The organism is Tenacibaculum sp. 190130A14a, from assembly GCF_964048965.1.
Taxonomy (GTDB): domain Bacteria; phylum Bacteroidota; class Bacteroidia; order Flavobacteriales; family Flavobacteriaceae; genus Polaribacter; species Polaribacter polynesiense.
The window spans coordinates 2,824,031-2,844,598 of the sequence record NZ_OZ040189.1; the positions used below are offsets into that span (position 1 = coordinate 2,824,031).

Annotated in this window: 7 protein-coding genes (1 of these 7 running past the window's edge); 1 reads left to right on the forward strand and 6 read right to left on the reverse strand. The window is 38.6% G+C overall.

Annotated elements, in window-relative coordinates:
- From ABNT22_RS13150 to ABNT22_RS13170, 5 genes are all read right to left on the reverse strand, one after another.
- On the reverse strand, window positions 1-14,495 hold the beginning of the coding sequence (locus tag ABNT22_RS13150) for an Ig-like domain-containing protein (RefSeq protein ID WP_348727112.1). It extends 16,390 nt beyond the left edge of the window; the window shows 14,495 of its 30,885 coding nt (coding positions 1-14,495); the start codon lies at window positions 14,493-14,495; its stop codon lies off the left edge, out of view.
- A gap of 5 nt (window positions 14,496-14,500) precedes the next feature.
- Window positions 14,501-14,992: a hypothetical protein gene (locus ABNT22_RS13155; RefSeq protein WP_348718611.1), complete on the reverse strand. Its 492-nt coding sequence runs from the start codon at window positions 14,990-14,992 to the stop codon at window positions 14,501-14,503.
- Between the two features lie 277 nt (window positions 14,993-15,269).
- On the reverse strand, window positions 15,270-16,937 hold the full coding sequence (locus ABNT22_RS13160; protein WP_348727114.1) for a CUB domain-containing protein: 1,668 nt from the start codon (window positions 16,935-16,937) through the stop codon (window positions 15,270-15,272).
- 415 nt (window positions 16,938-17,352) lie between these two features.
- Entirely contained in the window at window positions 17,353-18,498 is a 1,146-nt protein-coding gene (locus tag ABNT22_RS13165) for a cysteine desulfurase family protein (RefSeq protein ID WP_348718614.1), read from the reverse strand.
- Window positions 18,499-18,512: 14 nt separating this feature from the next.
- Window positions 18,513-19,058, reverse strand: a complete 546-nt coding sequence (locus ABNT22_RS13170; RefSeq protein WP_348718615.1) for a DNA mismatch repair protein MutS — start codon at window positions 19,056-19,058, stop codon at window positions 18,513-18,515.
- An 80-nt stretch (window positions 19,059-19,138) separates the two neighbouring features.
- Between ABNT22_RS13170 and ABNT22_RS13175 the strand changes: the two genes are divergently transcribed.
- Window positions 19,139-19,780 (forward strand): hypothetical protein, encoded by a 642-nt coding sequence (locus ABNT22_RS13175; protein ID WP_348718616.1) that lies wholly within the window; start codon window positions 19,139-19,141, stop codon window positions 19,778-19,780.
- Window position 19,781: 1 nt separating this feature from the next.
- Here ABNT22_RS13175 and ppk2 read toward each other — a convergent pair whose 3' ends face one another.
- The gene (ppk2, locus tag ABNT22_RS13180; protein WP_348718617.1) at window positions 19,782-20,564 is read right to left on the reverse strand and encodes a polyphosphate kinase 2; all 783 of its coding nucleotides are present in this window, start codon (window positions 20,562-20,564) and stop codon (window positions 19,782-19,784) included.
- Window positions 20,565-20,568 lie beyond the last annotated feature (4 nt).

Consider the following 20,568-nt stretch of genomic DNA (forward strand, 5'->3'; position numbering starts at 1 on the left):
ATGGTATAGGTTCTTGTGATTACAATCGGACAAGTACCTGTACTTGAATCACTACTAGTTACTGTTAAGTTAGCATCCGTAGTACATGTATCTGATATTGTTAAGCCTAAACCTTCTAAAGCGGCAACGGTAGTTACGGCAGCTGGTGCTGCACTTACATCACATCCCTCTACCGTAGTAGCAGTGATACTTCCGGTTACACTTGGTGCTGTTGTATCATCAATATTTATCGTGTGAGTTGCTGTCTCTGCATTTCCACACTCATCAGTAATAGTATAGGTTCTTGTGATTACAATCGGACAAGTACCTGTACTTGAATCACTACTAGTTACTGTTAAGTTAGCATCCGTAGTACATGTATCTGATATTGTTAAGCCTAAACCTTCTAAAGCGGCAACGGTAGTTACGGCAGCTGGTGCTGCACTTACATCACATCCCTCTACCGTAGTAGCAGTGATACTTCCGGTTACACTTGGTGCTGTTGTATCATCAATATTTATCGTGTGAGTTGCTGTCTCTGCATTTCCACACTCATCAGTAATGGTATAGGTTCTTGTGATTACAATCGGACAAGTACCTGTACTTGAATCACTACTTGTTACTGTTAAGTTAGCATCCGTAGTACATGTATCTGATATTGTTAAGCCTAAACCTTCTAAAGCTGCAACGGTAGTTACGGCAGCTGGTGCTGCACTTACATCACATCCCTCTACCGTAGTAGCAGTGATACTTCCGGTTACACTTGGTGCTGTTGTATCATCAATATTTATCGTGTGAGTTGCTGTCTCTGCATTTCCACACTCATCAGTAATAGTATAGGTTCTTGTGATTACAATCGGACAAGTACCTGTACTTGAATCACTACTAGTTACTGTTAAGTTAGCATCCGTAGTACATGTATCTGATATTGTTAAGCCTAAACCTTCTAAAGCGGCAACGGTAGTTACGGCAGCTGGTGCTGCACTTACATCACATCCCTCTACCGTAGTAGCAGTGATACTTCCGGTTACACTTGGTGCTGTTGTATCATCAATATTTATTGTGTGAGTTGCTGTCTCTGCATTTCCACACTCATCAGTAATGGTATAGGTTCTTGTGATTACAATCGGACAAGTACCTGTACTTGAATCACTACTAGTTACTGTTAAGTTAGCATCCGTAGTACATGTATCTGATATTGTTAAGCCTAAACCTTCTAAAGCGGCAACGGTAGTTACGGCAGCTGGTGCTGCACTTACATCACATCCCTCTACCGTAGTAGCAGTGATACTTCCGGTTACACTTGGTGCTGTTGTATCATCAATATTTATCGTGTGAGTTGCTGTCTCTGCATTTCCACACTCATCAGTAATGGTATAGGTTCTTGTGATTACAATCGGACAAGTACCTGTACTTGAATCACTACTAGTTACTGTTAAGTTAGCATCCGTAGTACATGTATCTGATATTGTTAAGCCTAAACCTTCTAAAGCTGCAACGGTAGTTACGGCAGCTGGTGCTGCACTTACATCACATCCCTCTACCGTAGTAGCAGTGATACTTCCGGTTACACTTGGTGCTGTTGTATCATCAATATTTATTGTGTGAGTTGCTGTCTCTGCATTTCCACACTCATCAGTAATAGTATAGGTTCTTGTGATTACAATCGGACAAGTACCTGTACTTGAATCACTACTAGTTACTGTTAAGTTAGCATCCGTAGTACATGTATCTGATATTGTTAAGCCTAAACCTTCTAAAGCGGCAACGGTAGTTACGGCAGCTGGTGCTGCACTTACATCACATCCCTCTACCGTAGTAGCAGTGATACTTCCGGTTACACTTGGTGCTGTTGTATCATCAATATTTATTGTGTGAGTTGCTGTCTCTGCATTTCCACACTCATCAGTAATGGTATAGGTTCTTGTGATTACAATCGGACAAGTACCTGTACTTGAATCACTACTAGTTACTGTTAAGTTAGCATCCGTAGTACATGTATCTGATATTGTTAAGCCTAAACCTTCTAAAGCGGCAACGGTAGTTACCGCAGCTGGTGCTGCACTTACATCACATCCCTCTACCGTAGTAGCAGTGATACTTCCGGTTACACTTGGTGCTGTTGTATCATCAATATTTATTGTGTGAGTTGCTGTCTCTGCATTTCCACACTCATCAGTAATAGTATAGGTTCTTGTGATTACAATCGGACAAGTACCTGTACTTGAATCACTACTAGTTACTGTTAAGTTAGCATCCGTAGTACATGTATCTGATATTGTTAAGCCTAAACCTTCTAAAGCGGCAACGGTAGTTACGGCAGCTGGTGCTGCACTTACATCACATCCCTCTACCGTAGTAGCAGTGATACTTCCGGTTACACTTGGTGCTGTTGTATCATCAATATTTATTGTGTGAGTTGCTGTCTCTGCATTTCCACACTCATCAGTAATGGTATAGGTTCTTGTGATTACAATCGGACAAGTACCTGTACTTGAATCACTACTAGTTACTGTTAAGTTAGCATCCGTAGTACATGTATCTGATATTGTTAAGCCTAAACCTTCTAAAGCTGCAACGGTAGTTACGGCAGCTGGTGCTGCACTTACATCACATCCCTCTACCGTAGTAGCAGTGATACTTCCGGTTACACTTGGTGCTGTTGTATCATCAATATTTATCGTGTGAGTTGCTGTCTCTGCATTTCCACACTCATCAGTAATGGTATAGGTTCTTGTGATTACAATCGGACAAGTACCTGTACTTGAATCACTACTAGTTACTGTTAAGTTAGCATCCGTAGTACATGTATCTGATATTGTTAAGCCTAAACCTTCTAAAGCTGCAACGGTAGTTACGGCAGCTGGTGCTGCACTTACATCACATCCCTCTACCGTAGTAGCAGTGATACTTCCGGTTACACTTGGTGCTGTTGTATCATCAATATTTATTGTGTGAGTTGCTGTCTCTGCATTTCCACACTCATCAGTAATGGTATAGGTTCTTGTGATTACAATCGGACAAGTACCTGTACTTGAATCACTACTAGTTACTGTTAAGTTAGCATCCGTAGTACATGTATCTGATATTGTTAAGCCTAAACCTTCTAAAGCGGCAACGGTAGTTACGGCAGCTGGTGCTGCACTTACATCACATCCCTCTACCGTAGTAGCAGTGATACTTCCGGTTACACTTGGTGCTGTTGTATCATCAATATTTATTGTGTGAGTTGCTGTCTCTGCATTTCCACACTCATCAGTAATAGTATAGGTTCTTGTGATTACAATCGGACAAGTACCTGTACTTGAATCACTACTAGTTACTGTTAAGTTAGCATCCGTAGTACATGTATCTGATATTGTTAAGCCTAAACCTTCTAAAGCGGCAACGGTAGTTACGGCAGCTGGTGCTGCACTTACATCACATCCCTCTACCGTAGTAGCAGTGATACTTCCGGTTACACTTGGTGCTGTTGTATCATCAATATTTATTGTGTGAGTTGCTGTCTCTGCATTTCCACACTCATCAGTAATGGTATAGGTTCTTGTGATTACAATCGGACAAGTACCTGTACTTGAATCACTACTTGTTACTGTTAAGTTAGCATCCGTAGTACATGTATCTGATATTGTTAAGCCTAAACCTTCTAAAGCTGCAACGGTAGTTACGGCAGCTGGTGCTGCACTTACATCACATCCCTCTACCGTAGTAGCAGTGATACTTCCGGTTACACTTGGTGCTGTTGTATCATCAATATTTATTGTGTGAGTTGCTGTCTCTGCATTTCCACACTCATCAGTAATAGTATAGGTTCTTGTGATTACAATCGGACAAGTACCTGTACTTGAATCACTACTAGTTACTGTTAAGTTAGCATCCGTAGTACATGTATCTGATATTGTTAAGCCTAAACCTTCTAAAGCTGCAACGGTAGTTACGGCAGCTGGTGCTGCACTTACATCACATCCCTCTACCGTAGTAGCAGTGATACTTCCGGTTACACTTGGTGCTGTTGTATCATCAATATTTATTGTGTGAGTTGCCGTCTCTGCATTTCCACACTCATCAGTAATAGTATAGGTTCTTGTGATTACAATCGGACAAGTACCTGTACTTGAATCACTACTAGTTACTGTTAAGTTAGCATCCGTAGTACATGTATCTGATATTGTTAAGCCTAAACCTTCTAAAGCGGCAACGGTAGTTACGGCAGCTGGTGCTGCACTTACATCACATCCCTCTACCGTAGTAGCAGTGATACTTCCGGTTACACTTGGTGCTGTTGTATCATCAATATTTATTGTGTGAGTTGCTGTCTCTGCATTTCCACACTCATCAGTAATGGTATAGGTTCTTGTGATTACAATCGGACAAGTACCTGTACTTGAATCACTACTTGTTACTGTTAAGTTAGCATCCGTAGTACATGTATCTGATATTGTTAAGCCTAAACCTTCTAAAGCGGCAACGGTAGTTACGGCAGCTGGTGCTGCACTTACATCACATCCCTCTACCGTAGTAGCAGTGATACTTCCGGTTACACTTGGTGCTGTTGTATCATCAATATTTATTGTGTGAGTTGCTGTCTCTGCATTTCCACACTCATCAGTAATGGTATAGGTTCTTGTGATTACAATCGGACAAGTACCTGTACTTGAATCACTACTAGTTACTGTTAAGTTAGCATCCGTAGTACATGTATCTGATATTGTTAAGCCTAAACCTTCTAAAGCGGCAACGGTAGTTACGGCAGCTGGTGCTGCACTTACATCACATCCCTCTACCGTAGTAGCAGTGATACTTCCGGTTACACTTGGTGCTGTTGTATCATCAATATTTATTGTGTGAGTTGCTGTCTCTGCATTTCCACACTCATCAGTAATGGTATAGGTTCTTGTGATTACAATCGGACAAGTACCTGTACTTGAATCACTACTAGTTACTGTTAAGTTAGCATCCGTAGTACATGTATCTGATATTGTTAAGCCTAAACCTTCTAAAGCTGCAACGGTAGTTACGGCAGCTGGTGCTGCACTTACATCACATCCCTCTACCGTAGTAGCAGTGATACTTCCGGTTACACTTGGTGCTGTTGTATCATCAATATTTATCGTGTGAGTTGCTGTCTCTGCATTTCCACACTCATCAGTAATGGTATAGGTTCTTGTGATTACAATCGGACAAGTACCTGTACTTGAATCACTACTAGTTACTGTTAAGTTAGCATCCGTAGTACATGTATCTGATATTGTTAAGCCTAAACCTTCTAAAGCGGCAACGGTAGTTACGGCAGCTGGTGCTGCACTTACATCACATCCCTCTACCGTAGTAGCAGTGATACTTCCGGTTACACTTGGTGCTGTTGTATCATCAATATTTATTGTGTGAGTTGCTGTCTCTGCATTTCCACACTCATCAGTAATGGTATAGGTTCTTGTGATTACAATCGGACAAGTACCTGTACTTGAATCACTACTAGTTACTGTTAAGTTAGCATCCGTAGTACATGTATCTGATATTGTTAAGCCTAAACCTTCTAAAGCTGCAACGGTAGTTACGGCAGCTGGTGCTGCACTTACATCACATCCCTCTACCGTAGTAGCAGTGATACTTCCGGTTACACTTGGTGCTGTTGTATCATCAATATTTATCGTGTGAGTTGCTGTCTCTGCATTTCCACACTCATCAGTAATGGTATAGGTTCTTGTGATTACAATCGGACAAGTACCTGTACTTGAATCACTACTAGTTACTGTTAAGTTAGCATCCGTAGTACATGTATCTGATATTGTTAAGCCTAAACCTTCTAAAGCTGCAACGGTAGTTACGGCAGCTGGTGCTGCACTTACATCACATCCCTCTACCGTAGTAGCAGTGATACTTCCGGTTACACTTGGTGCTGTTGTATCATCAATATTTATTGTGTGAGTTGCCGTCTCTGCATTTCCACACTCATCAGTAATAGTATAGGTTCTTGTGATTACAATCGGACAAGTACCTGTACTTGAATCACTACTAGTTACTGTTAAGTTAGCATCCGTAGTACATGTATCTGATATTGTTAAGCCTAAACCTTCTAAAGCTGCAACGGTAGTTACGGCAGCTGGTGCTGCACTTACATCACATCCCTCTACCGTAGTAGCAGTGATACTTCCGGTTACACTTGGTGCTGTTGTATCATCAATATTTATTGTGTGAGTTGCCGTCTCTGCATTTCCACACTCATCAGTAATGGTATAGGTTCTTGTGATTACAATCGGACAAGTACCTGTACTTGAATCACTACTAGTTACTGTTAAGTTAGCATCCGTAGTACATGTATCTGATATTGTTAAGCCTAAACCTTCTAAAGCGGCAACGGTAGTTACGGCAGCTGGTGCTGCACTTACATCACATCCCTCTACCGTAGTAGCAGTGATACTTCCGGTTACACTTGGTGCTGTTGTATCATCAATATTTATTGTGTGAGTTGCCGTCTCTGCATTTCCACACTCATCAGTAATAGTATAGGTTCTTGTGATTACAATCGGACAAGTACCTGTACTTGAATCACTACTAGTTACTGTTAAGTTAGCATCCGTAGTACATGTATCTGATATTGTTAAGCCTAAACCTTCTAAAGCGGCAACGGTAGTTACGGCAGCTGGTGCTGCACTTACATCACATCCCTCTACCGTAGTAGCAGTGATACTTCCGGTTACACTTGGTGCTGTTGTATCATCAATATTTATTGTGTGAGTTGCTGTCTCTGCATTTCCACACTCATCAGTAATGGTATAGGTTCTTGTGATTACAATCGGACAAGTACCTGTACTTGAATCACTACTAGTTACTGTTAAGTTAGCATCCGTAGTACATGTATCTGATATTGTTAAGCCTAAACCTTCTAAAGCTGCAACGGTAGTTACGGCAGCTGGTGCTGCACTTACATCACATCCCTCTACCGTAGTAGCAGTGATACTTCCGGTTACACTTGGTGCTGTTGTATCATCAATATTTATTGTGTGAGTTGCTGTCTCTGCATTTCCACACTCATCAGTAATGGTATAGGTTCTTGTGATTACAATCGGACAAGTACCTGTACTTGAATCACTACTAGTTACTGTTAAGTTAGCATCCGTAGTACATGTATCTGATATTGTTAAGCCTAAACCTTCTAAAGCTGCAACGGTAGTTACGGCAGCTGGTGCTGCACTTACATCACATCCCTCTACCGTAGTAGCAGTGATACTTCCGGTTACACTTGGTGCTGTTGTATCATCAATATTTATCGTGTGAGTTGCTGTCTCTGCATTTCCACACTCATCAGTAATAGTATAGGTTCTTGTGATTACAATCGGACAAGTACCTGTACTTGAATCACTACTAGTTACTGTTAAGTTAGCATCCGTAGTACATGTATCTGATATTGTTAAGCCTAAACCTTCTAAAGCGGCAACGGTAGTTACGGCAGCTGGTGCTGCACTTACATCACATCCCTCTACCGTAGTAGCAGTGATACTTCCGGTTACACTTGGTGCTGTTGTATCATCAATATTTATTGTGTGAGTTGCTGTCTCTGCATTTCCACACTCATCAGTAATAGTATAGGTTCTTGTGATTACAATCGGACAAGTACCTGTACTTGAATCACTACTAGTTACTGTTAAGTTAGCATCCGTAGTACATGTATCTGATATTGTTAAGCCTAAACCTTCTAAAGCGGCAACGGTAGTTACGGCAGCTGGTGCTGCACTTACATCACATCCCTCTACCGTAGTAGCAGTGATACTTCCGGTTACACTTGGTGCTGTTGTATCATCAATATTTATTGTGTGAGTTGCTGTCTCTGCATTTCCACACTCATCAGTAATGGTATAGGTTCTTGTGATTACAATCGGACAAGTACCTGTACTTGAATCACTACTTGTTACTGTTAAGTTAGCATCCGTAGTACATGTATCTGATATTGTTAAGCCTAAACCTTCTAAAGCTGCAACGGTAGTTACGGCAGCTGGTGCTGCACTTACATCACATCCCTCTACCGTAGTAGCAGTGATACTTCCGGTTACACTTGGTGCTGTTGTATCATCAATATTTATTGTGTGAGTTGCTGTCTCTGCATTTCCACACTCATCAGTAATAGTATAGGTTCTTGTGATTACAATCGGACAAGTACCTGTACTTGAATCACTACTAGTTACTGTTAAGTTAGCATCCGTAGTACATGTATCTGATATTGTTAAGCCTAAACCTTCTAAAGCGGCAACGGTAGTTACGGCAGCTGGTGCTGCACTTACATCACATCCCTCTACCGTAGTAGCAGTGATACTTCCGGTTACACTTGGTGCTGTTGTATCATCAATATTTATTGTGTGAGTTGCCGTCTCTGCATTTCCACACTCATCAGTAATAGTATAGGTTCTTGTGATTACAATCGGACAAGTACCTGTACTTGAATCACTACTAGTTACTGTTAAGTTAGCATCCGTAGTACATGTATCTGATATTGTTAAGCCTAAACCTTCTAAAGCTGCAACGGTAGTTACGGCAGCTGGTGCTGCACTTACATCACATCCCTCTACCGTAGTAGCAGTGATACTTCCGGTTACACTTGGTGCTGTTGTATCATCAATATTTATTGTGTGAGTTGCTGTCTCTGCATTTCCACACTCATCAGTAATGGTATAGGTTCTTGTGATTACAATCGGACAAGTACCTGTACTTGAATCACTACTTGTTACTGTTAAGTTAGCATCCGTAGTACATGTATCTGATATTGTTAAGCCTAAACCTTCTAAAGCGGCAACGGTAGTTACGGCAGCTGGTGCTGCACTTACATCACATCCCTCTACCGTAGTAGCAGTGATACTTCCGGTTACACTTGGTGCTGTTGTATCATCAATATTTATTGTGTGAGTTGCTGTCTCTGCATTTCCACACTCATCAGTAATGGTATAGGTTCTTGTGATTACAATCGGACAAGTACCTGTACTTGAATCACTACTAGTTACTGTTAAGTTAGCATCCGTAGTACATGTATCTGATATTGTTAAGCCTAAACCTTCTAAAGCGGCAACGGTAGTTACGGCAGCTGGTGCTGCACTTACATCACATCCCTCTACCGTAGTAGCAGTGATACTTCCGGTTACACTTGGTGCTGTTGTATCATCAATATTTATCGTGTGAGTTGCTGTCTCTGCATTTCCACACTCATCAGTAATGGTATAGGTTCTTGTGATTACAATCGGACAAGTACCTGTACTTGAATCACTACTTGTTACTGTTAAGTTAGCATCCGTAGTACATGTATCTGATATTGTTAAGCCTAAACCTTCTAAAGCTGCAACGGTAGTTACGGCAGCTGGTGCTGCACTTACATCACATCCCTCTACCGTAGTAGCAGTGATACTTCCGGTTACACTTGGTGCTGTTGTATCATCAATATTTATTGTGTGAGTTGCTGTCTCTGCATTTCCACACTCATCAGTAATGGTATAGGTTCTTGTGATTACAATCGGACAAGTACCTGTACTTGAATCACTACTAGTTACTGTTAAGTTAGCATCCGTAGTACATGTATCTGATATTGTTAAGCCTAAACCTTCTAAAGCGGCAACGGTAGTTACGGCAGCTGGTGCTGCACTTACATCACATCCCTCTACCGTAGTAGCAGTGATACTTCCGGTTACACTTGGTGCTGTTGTATCATCAATATTTATTGTGTGAGTTGCCGTCTCTGCATTTCCACACTCATCAGTAATAGTATAGGTTCTTGTGATTACAATCGGACAAGTACCTGTACTTGAATCACTACTTGTTACTGTTAAGTTAGCATCCGTAGTACATGTATCTGATATTGTTAAGCCTAAACCTTCTAAAGCGGCAACGGTAGTTACGGCAGCTGGTGCTGCACTTACATCACATCCCTCTACCGTAGTAGCAGTGATACTTCCGGTTACACTTGGTGCTGTTGTATCATCAATATTTATTGTGTGAGTTGCTGTCTCTGCATTTCCACACTCATCAGTAATGGTATAGGTTCTTGTGATTACAATCGGACAAGTACCTGTACTTGAATCACTACTAGTTACTGTTAAGTTAGCATCCGTAGTACATGTATCTGATATTGTTAAGCCTAAACCTTCTAAAGCTGCAACGGTAGTTACGGCAGCTGGTGCTGCACTTACATCACATCCCTCTACCGTAGTAGCAGTGATACTTCCGGTTACACTTGGTGCTGTTGTATCATCAATATTTATTGTGTGAGTTGCTGTCTCTGCATTTCCACACTCATCAGTAATGGTATAGGTTCTTGTGATTACAATCGGACAAGTACCTGTACTTGAATCACTACTAGTTACTGTTAAGTTAGCATCCGTAGTACATGTATCTGATATTGTTAAGCCTAAACCTTCTAAAGCTGCAACGGTAGTTACGGCAGCTGGTGCTGCACTTACATCACATCCCTCTACCGTAGTAGCAGTGATACTTCCGGTTACACTTGGTGCTGTTGTATCATCAATATTTATCGTGTGAGTTGCTGTCTCTGCATTTCCACACTCATCAGTAATAGTATAGGTTCTTGTGATTACAATCGGACAAGTACCTGTACTTGAATCACTACTAGTTACTGTTAAGTTAGCATCCGTAGTACATGTATCTGATATTGTTAAGCCTAAACCTTCTAAAGCGGCAACGGTAGTTACGGCAGCTGGTGCTGCACTTACATCACATCCCTCTACCGTAGTAGCAGTGATACTTCCGGTTACACTTGGTGCTGTTGTATCATCAATATTTATTGTGTGAGTTGCTGTCTCTGCATTTCCACACTCATCAGTAATGGTATAGGTTCTTGTGATTACAATCGGACAAGTACCTGTACTTGAATCACTACTTGTTACTGTTAAGTTAGCATCCGTAGTACATGTATCTGATATTGTTAAGCCTAAACCTTCTAAAGCTGCAACGGTAGTTACGGCAGCTGGTGCTGCACTTACATCACATCCCTCTACCGTAGTAGCAGTGATACTTCCGGTTACACTTGGTGCTGTTGTATCATCAATATTTATTGTGTGAGTTGCTGTCTCTGCATTTCCACACTCATCAGTAATAGTATAGGTTCTTGTGATTACAATCGGACAAGTACCTGTACTTGAATCACTACTAGTTACTGTTAAGTTAGCATCCGTAGTACATGTATCTGATATTGTTAAGCCTAAACCTTCTAAAGCTGCAACGGTAGTTACGGCAGCTGGTGCTGCACTTACATCACATCCCTCTACCGTAGTAGCAGTGATACTTCCGGTTACACTTGGTGCTGTTGTATCATCAATATTTATTGTGTGAGTTGCTGTCTCTGCATTTCCACACTCATCAGTAATGGTATAGGTTCTTGTGATTACAATCGGACAAGTACCTGTACTTGAATCACTACTTGTTACTGTTAAGTTAGCATCCGTAGTACATGTATCTGATATTGTTAAGCCTAAACCTTCTAAAGCGGCAACGGTAGTTACGGCAGCTGGTGCTGCACTTACATCACATCCCTCTACCGTAGTAGCAGTGATACTTCCGGTTACACTTGGTGCTGTTGTATCATCAATATTTATTGTGTGAGTTGCTGTCTCTGCATTTCCACACTCATCAGTAATGGTATAGGTTCTTGTGATTACAATCGGACAAGTACCTGTACTTGAATCACTACTTGTTACTGTTAAGTTAGCATCCGTAGTACATGTATCTGATATTGTTAAGCCTAAACCTTCTAAAGCTGCAACGGTAGTTACGGCAGCTGGTGCTGCACTTACATCACATCCCTCTACCGTAGTAGCAGTGATACTTCCGGTTACACTTGGTGCTGTTGTATCATCAATATTTATTGTGTGAGTTGCTGTCTCTGCATTTCCACACTCATCAGTAATGGTATAGGTTCTTGTGATTACAATCGGACAAGTACCTGTACTTGAATCACTACTTGTTACTGTTAAGTTAGCATCCGTAGTACATGTATCTGATATTGTTAAGCCTAAACCTTCTAAAGCTGCAACGGTAGTTACGGCAGCTGGTGCTGCACTTACATCACATCCCTCTACCGTAGTAGCAGTGATACTTCCGGTTACACTTGGTGCTGTTGTATCATCAATATTTATTGTGTGAGTTGCTGTCTCTGCATTTCCACACTCATCAGTAATGGTATAGGTTCTTGTGATTACAATCGGACAAGTACCTGTACTTGAATCACTACTAGTTACTGTTAAGTTAGCATCCGTAGTACATGTATCTGATATTGTTAAGCCTAAACCTTCTAAAGCGGCAACGGTAGTTACGGCAGCTGGTGCTGCACTTACATCACATCCCTCTACCGTAGTAGCAGTGATACTTCCGGTTACACTTGGTGCTGTTGTATCATCAATATTTATTGTGTGAGTTGCTGTCTCTGCATTTCCACACTCATCAGTAATGGTATAGGTTCTTGTGATTACAATCGGACAAGTACCTGTACTTGAATCACTACTAGTTACTGTTAAGTTAGCATCCGTAGTACATGTATCTGATATTGTTAAGCCTAAACCTTCTAAAGCGGCAACGGTAGTTACGGCAGCTGGTGCTGCACTTACATCACATCCCTCTACCGTAGTAGCAGTGATACTTCCGGTTACACTTGGTGCTGTTGTATCATCAATATTTATTGTGTGAGTTGCTGTCTCTGCATTTCCACACTCATCAGTAATGGTATAGGTTCTTGTGATTACAATCGGACAAGTACCTGTACTTGAATCACTACTAGTTACTGTTAAGTTAGCATCCGTAGTACATGTATCTGATATTGTTAAGCCTAAACCTTCTAAAGCTGCAACGGTAGTTACGGCAGCTGGTGCTGCACTTACATCACATCCCTCTACCGTAGTAGCAGTGATACTTCCGGTTACACTTGGTGCTGTTGTATCATCAATATTTATCGTGTGAGTTGCTGTCTCTGCATTTCCACACTCATCAGTAATGGTATAGGTTCTTGTGATTACAATCGGACAAGTACCTGTACTTGAATCACTACTAGTTACTGTTAAGTTAGCATCCGTAGTACATGTATCTGATATTGTTAAGCCTAAACCTTCTAAAGCTGCAACGGTAGTTACCGCAGCTGGTGCTGCACTTACATCACATCCCTCTACCGTAGTAGCAGTGATACTTCCGGTTACACTTGGTGCTGTTGTATCATCAATATTAATTGTGTGAACAACATTTGCACTATTACCTGAATCATCAGTAATAGTATAGGTTCTTGTGATTACAATCGGACAAGTACCTGTACTTGAATCACTACTGCTTACTGTTAAACTTGTATCACAAGCATCATTAATCGAAGTTACTCCTAATGCAATAATACCAGCTACATCTGTAGCTGCTGCTGGTGCTGCACTTACATCACATCCCTCTACCGTGGTAGCGGTGATACTTCCTGTTACTACAGGATCAGTTGTATCTTCAACCGTTACCGTAATTGTTCCTGTTGGTGAACTCTCACAAGTAACACCATTTTGTAATGCTAATGTAGTTCTTCTAAATAATGTAGTAACAGATAATGCTCCGGAGTCATAAGTAGATGTAGAAACTCCCAAATCTGTCCAAACACTTCCATCTGTGCTTGATTCCCATCTATAGCTAATTGTTCCACCTCCTGTTCCATCTGTTATACTTGTAAAAGCTACAGGGTCTCCTGCTCCTCCAGGACAAACAGTTTGGTCACTACCGATACTTCCGGCTGTAACAGGTGTATTTACTGTAACAACAACTGATTCTTCCTGGACACAACCATCAGAACTTGTTGCCAATACATAATATGTAGTAGTTACCGTAGGGCTAACCGTCCTAGCTGCTCCTGTTAATTCATTTACGGATGTGGCAGGAGTACCTGTGTGGTATGTATATGAAGCTCCAGAACTATTTGCATCTGTAATAGTTAAGCCAGCTAAATTAAAAGAATCTCCTTCACATATGGCATTTGGAGGAGTAATAGTTATGTCTGGTGGTAATAATGCTTGAATTGTCGCTGTCGCAAAATCATCTTCATGGTCAATATTATTATTTGCTGTTGAACCAGTGTAAGTATCAAATACTACAGGAGTAGTAATTTCTGTAGTAACAACACTAAATTCATTATCAAAATAGCCATTACTAATGTCTCCTGCTGTAATAGTATAATTTACCGAGTAAGTTTTTACTTGTCCTACTGCCAAATTATCTCCAGAAACCACTGATGTTCCTCCATTTAATGTAACATTAACTCCGGATAATGCAACATTCCCAATATTTCTTACAGTTACTTGATAAGTTATAATATTTCCTGCAACATTAGCCCCATCATCTGTGGTAGAAGAAGGTGAAGCGTCTGTAGTAGTTTCATTAGCAATTATTGCTATACCTTGAGAAAATACTTTTTGAGGAGTAAATGCAAAAGTAAATAGAATACATAATATCCCTAAAATATTTTGTCTGCCTCTACTTTTAGTTGTGTTGTCGTATTTTTTTCCCATAACTGTTAATTTCCGTTATTTGGTAGTGAGTCCATATTTAGTTGATTACCTTTCGAAAAATCAATCGTATTTATTTGTACTTCCGAATTGCAAACTACATCTGTAGCCAATTCTTTTTTATCTTTAAAATTTTTAAGCTTAAGAATCTTTTTTCCACTAACAACATTAATTTCCAATGGCATTGAGAAGTTCTTATTATAGATATGACCCAATAGGAGATCTTCGGTCACATTAAGTTTTACAACATTAAAAGGTTGCTTTCCTTTTAACATTGGTAAACAAGAATTTACCACCTTTACATTCCATAATATTTTTTCTTCATTATTAATATTACGTGGATTAAACTCGGTTAGTTGTAACTCAACTATACCTAAATTATATGTACTTCCTAATGCTAGTTGAGTACAAAAAGGCTGTATATAAAAAACAAAAAGTAAAATCAGAACAACTTTGATTCTGTTGTTCTTCAAAAATGAATTAACGTAGTTTTTCCCCATAAATTTGTTTTTAGTCTGCACATATTACAATACTACTAAAGTGAATTTCACACTTCCTTTTTACATACTTCATAAGATCTCTTGATAAACATTTGAGTCCCCAGAAGTTACACTTAGATATAATCATATACTACTATACAATACATCTTTGGTTTTATGGGGGGGACTCTACCAATCTAATCACTAGCTTGGTACATTAAACACAAAAATAAATTTTTTAATTAAATAAATTAACATTTTTTAACAAACTTCTCAAAAAAATGTCTTTTTAACTATTCTAACCGTCATTATTCGGAGTTGAATCTATATCTGTTTCATTTGTTTGTGAAATTTGCGCTGTATTTATTATGGCTCCTGCCTGATCGACAGTTGCTACTATTTCTAACGTTTTAGTTTCTCCTACACCTACATCTCCTATAGTCCAAACACCTGAAACATTATTATAACTACCCTGCGAAGGGTTATTACTCACATATGTTAACGACGATGAAGGTAAAACATCTACTACATTTACACCGGTAGCTTTCGACCTACCGTCGTTTACTACAGTTAACAGGTAAGTCACGTTATCCCCTACTTTTGGAATAGCCGCATTTACGGTTTTTGTAAGTTTTAAATCGATTGTACAAGCTGTACTAATAGCATTATTTGTAACTTCAGCTGTTGTCGCTTGGCCCGATGGAGCAAGAGAATCTATTAATCCGTCGTTATTCGCATCGGTTCCTGTCAATCTATCACTAGTTAAATCTGAAGGATAAAAATCTCCTGCAGCTTCTACAGCGTCAGGACACCCATCATTATCTGAATCTGTATCTAAAAAATCAGGAGAATCGGTTCCATCTGTATTACGAGCTTTACAAAAGGTCATATTACCAATTGCTGAAGCCTGAACCTCTCCTAAAGAAGGGTTTGTAGTTAAGTTACTATACACCACTTCTACCTTCCTAACCCATGCCTGAATACCATCAATATCAACTGTCTGATTATTTGTTAAGTTTGTACCTACAAAAGTATTGGACGAAGGATTAGTTTGGCCATTTAAAGTAAACTCGGCAGCCGTTAATGTATGTAAGGTTCCATCTTGCTTCGTTATTATCAACTCAATTGAGTCCTCCCAATCCGTATTATTAGAACCAGCATCAACATCAGCCAACGAAAACGCTAAATTATATACTGGCTCACTGAACTCAAAAATATGCGTGGAACTACCTCCTATTTCAGCTCCTTGCACTAAAGAATAACCACTTGTAAAATATGAATTATTCACTTTAAATCTTTGGTCATCGATCAGTAAATTAGACTCCCTTCTAATATTGATAGTAACACCATCAGCCACAGGAGCACTATTTACTAATATAGGATCATCTCCCGTACTACTTCCTCCAGTTCCCAACGAATACAATGAACTCCATGCTAAACTAGAACCGCTAGTTGCACAAGTACCTAACTCATTAACATCCAAAATACCGTCATTATCTGAATCTAAATCACAATAATCAATCACTGAATCCCCATCTACATTAGCTACAAAAACACTACAGTCTGCTGGCGCACCACTACAAGAAACAGTGGCTTGCCACCCTAAACCTGTAATCGAATTGTCAGACTCCCATTCAATATGTAATGCATTCCCTGTAGACACAATAGTACCTGGAATATTTGCATTACAATACCTTCCAATCTGAGGAGCCATATTATCAGCCCCGTCATATATTATTAAAAAATCAAAAACACAAGCAGCTCCCCCATCCTCTACATCAAAATTAGTAAAGGTTAGTGTTATAGTCCCATTATTTCCAGAAGTAAACGTAACTGCATCGGTCTCATTATTTGTATAAGAATTACCTATACCCGGCCCACCAGAATCGGTAAAAATTCCTGAACAAGCCGTTATAACTTGCCCATCAATTGCATCAACATTATAGGTTTGTGCAAAAATTTGCACATTAAACAAAAACAAAACAAGAAGAAAAAAACTTTGCTTTCCCTTCATTTTTCTCAACTTAAGAGGTTGGTTTCTCATAAAACTTATATATTCATTAATAAAACCAGAGAATATAAAAACCCCCCGAAACAAATTTAATCACTTGACAACAAGCAACATAACATCTGTTTCGGGGAACCATTTTTTTATACTACAAATATAATTAATCTAACTACTTTTCAAATAGTTAGACACTTTTTTTATTGGGATGTCACAAAAAAAATATTTTTTTTATTAAATAAACAAAATTTATTTCAAAAAACAAAACAATAATTAATACAAATAATACTCGGTTATTTAAAACATGATTTAACGTAGAAAAAAAACAAAAACATACGACTACAACACCAAACAACAAAACTACCCTTAAAACAGTTTAAAATTGAAATTTTGATTTTTTTAAAAAATTCACAACATAATCAACTTCATCTTTTGTCGTATATTTACTAAAAGAAAACCTGATAGAAGTTTTTCTTGATTCCTCTTCATTTAAAAACTCTCTCAACACATGAGAACCTTTATTACTACCACTTTGACAAGCACTTCCTCCTGAAACAGCAATACCTTGTAAATCCAAATTAAACAACAACATTTTATCCTCTATCGGAAACCGTACACTTAAAACAGTATAAGTACTCTTATCAAGCAACGAAGACAAACCATTAAACTTAATCTCTTCAGAAATCCCCTCTAACTGTTCCTTAAAATATTTTTTTACACCTTTTATATAAGCAACATCTTCATTCAAATTATCATAAGCAACCTGAAACGCTTTACCCATCCCTAAAATTGAATGCACATTTTCCGTACTTGACCTAACTCCTTTCTCTTGATTACCACCATGTATCATTGGTTGTATTCCAAACCCCTTTTTAAAGTATGCAAAACCAACTCCTTTTGGTCCGTGAAATTTATGAGCAGAAGCTGTAATAAAATCAATTGGAATCTCTTTTAAATCTAATTGATAGTGACCAACTCCTTGAACTGTATCAGAATGAAAAAACGCTTTATGTTTCTTACATAAATCAACAACTTCTTTTAACGCAAGTAAATTCCCAATCTCATTATTCACCCACATCAAACTTACCAACACCTTACTACCAACACTCTTTTCCAATTTATTTTCTAAATCATCCAGTAACACCCCTCCAAACTCATCCACATCAACAAAAACTACTTTCACCTGATACTTCTCTTTTAGAAACTCAACCGTACGCAACACAGCATGATGCTCAATTTTAGAAGTAATTATTGTATCTACCCCTAAATTCTCCACTGCATTTTTTAGAATCAAATTATCAGCTTCAGTCCCTCCAGCCGTAAATATAATTTCACTTGACGATACATTAAATTGTTTCGCTATCTCTTTTCTAACTCTTTCAATGGCAGCTTTTGCTTTTCTACCAAATTGATGCGTAGAAGAAGGATTCCCAAAATTATCCCTCATCGACTGCTGCATAACCTCCATTACCTCAGGAAGCATCGGTGTAGTTGCTGCATTATCTAAATAAATTGACTTCATTTTGTAAAATTCTTTTAAATACTATTTTGAAAAATATACACCTCGGTAGCCCCTAAACCATATTTCTGATAAGACGCATCATAATACTTTACCGGGTAATTATTAAACAAATAATTCAACTCTGTTTTCAAAACCCCTTCACCGACCCCATGAATAAAAACAATCTTTGAAATTCGATTTCTCAAGCAATATTCCAGTTTCGCTTTTGCAGTATTCACTTGCAATGTTAAAATATCATAATTATCCATTCCCCTATAGGATTTCACCAACTTCTCTATATGTAAATCCACCTCCATTACGACCTCATTTCTCTGCTTTACAAAAAGTGACTTCTTCTTCCTCTTCTCTTCTTTTTTCTCTTTTAAAAGAGCATTATCAATATCTGAAAATTTTGTTAAATCATTTTGATCAACTTCAACTTTAACCAATTCAGAAGCAAAAAAACAGAACTCCATCCCCTCTTCATCTTTAACAAAAACTCTGTCTTTCACTATTTTTGTTACGATACCCTTAACAACATCATCAATTACTGAGACTTTATTACCAATTTCTAAACACATCCTTAACCTTAGCTTAATTATAAAAACCTCTTTAAGATTTTACTTTTGCAAAAGTAAAACAAATAATAGCTAAACGCTATATGATGCAGACCAAAACGACGAATCCAATACTTTTTTTTGAAGAAGCAAAAAAAGGTACTTTTATTTCAACAGACAGAATAAACCTTTTACACAATATCGCTAAAACGTTTTTCCACGCGTTTGATGACAGAAACAAACTTAACATTAACTTCATTTGTACGCACAATTCAAGACGAAGTCAAATAGCACAAGTATGGAGCTTTCTTGCTACTGAATATTTTGAATTAGAGAATATTTTTTCGTTTTCAGGAGGAACTGAAGTAACCGCTTTCCACAGAAACACTGTGAGAACCTTACAAGAAGTTGGTTTTGAGTTTAACGTTATTGACTTCTCACATCAAAACCCGAAATACTTAATCACTTTCAACAAAACAAAGAAATCGATTATTGGATACTCTAAGGTTTACGATGACTCTGAAAACAATTTTCCGTATATAGCAATTACCACTTGTGATAGCGCAGACGAAAATTGTCCATTCATTCCTGATGCAATCGAACGCTTTCATCTACCATTTATTGACCCTAAAACTTCTGACAACACCCCTTTAACCTCAGAAACTTATTTAAAAACCAACCAGCAAATAGCCGCTGAAGTATTTATAATTTTTAAAGAATTTAAAACTCTTTTAGAACAAAACTAATTTAAACTTCGGTGTTTTTATCATAAGGAATGCTATTTAGTATATGCTGAATAGCATTTACTCTTGCTGTTGTTTTTCTATTTGCTCTAATTACTCTCCAAGGAGATACTTTGGTATTCGTTTTAGAGAACATAGCTTTTTTATACTCTGTATAATCATCCCATAATTCTTGAGCTCTTTCATCAACAGGTGTCATTTTCCACTGTTTTAAAGGATTATTTTTTATATCCTTAAACCTTTTTGCCTGTTCCTTTTTAGTTATCGACATATAAATTTTCACCAATCGAATTCCAGATTCTAAAATCATCCTTTCAAAATCATTTACCTGATTCATAAAAACCTTATACTCTTCCTGTGTACAAAACCCATTAACTGGTTCAACCACTGCTCTGTTATACCAACTTCGATCAAAAAAAACTATTTCACCTGCTTTTGGAAACTGCTCTACATAACGTTGAAAATACCATTGAGTTTTCTCATCTTCGGTGGGTTTTGGTAAAGCCACAATCCTCATAAAACGTGGATTAATTCGTTCTGTAATTCTCCTAATAGCACCTCCTTTTCCTGCAGCATCTCTTCCTTCAAAAATCACAATAATCCTTTCATTTTTTTCAATACCCCACGTTTGCAGTTTAATCAACTCCAATTGAAGCTTCTTAAGCTTTCGCTCATAGTCTACGTAACGAAGTGCTCTCTCTAAATTAAATGGCTCTCGTGATAAAATTGCTTTAATCCCTCTAGTAGAACTTAATTTATTTACATCTTTTTGAGTTAACTTTTCCATATAC

Coding starts and splice junctions, on each gene's coding strand:
- ABNT22_RS13155 (WP_348718611.1), bottom strand. CDS start 14,992: ATGGGGAAAAACTACGTTAATTCATTTTTGAAGAACAACAGAATCAAA.
- ppk2 (WP_348718617.1), bottom strand. CDS start 20,564: ATGGAAAAGTTAACTCAAAAAGATGTAAATAAATTAAGTTCTACTAGA.
- ABNT22_RS13170 (WP_348718615.1), bottom strand. CDS start 19,058: ATGTGTTTAGAAATTGGTAATAAAGTCTCAGTAATTGATGATGTTGTT.
- ABNT22_RS13175 (WP_348718616.1), top strand. CDS start 19,139: ATGATGCAGACCAAAACGACGAATCCAATACTTTTTTTTGAAGAAGCA.
- ABNT22_RS13165 (WP_348718614.1), bottom strand. CDS start 18,498: ATGAAGTCAATTTATTTAGATAATGCAGCAACTACACCGATGCTTCCT.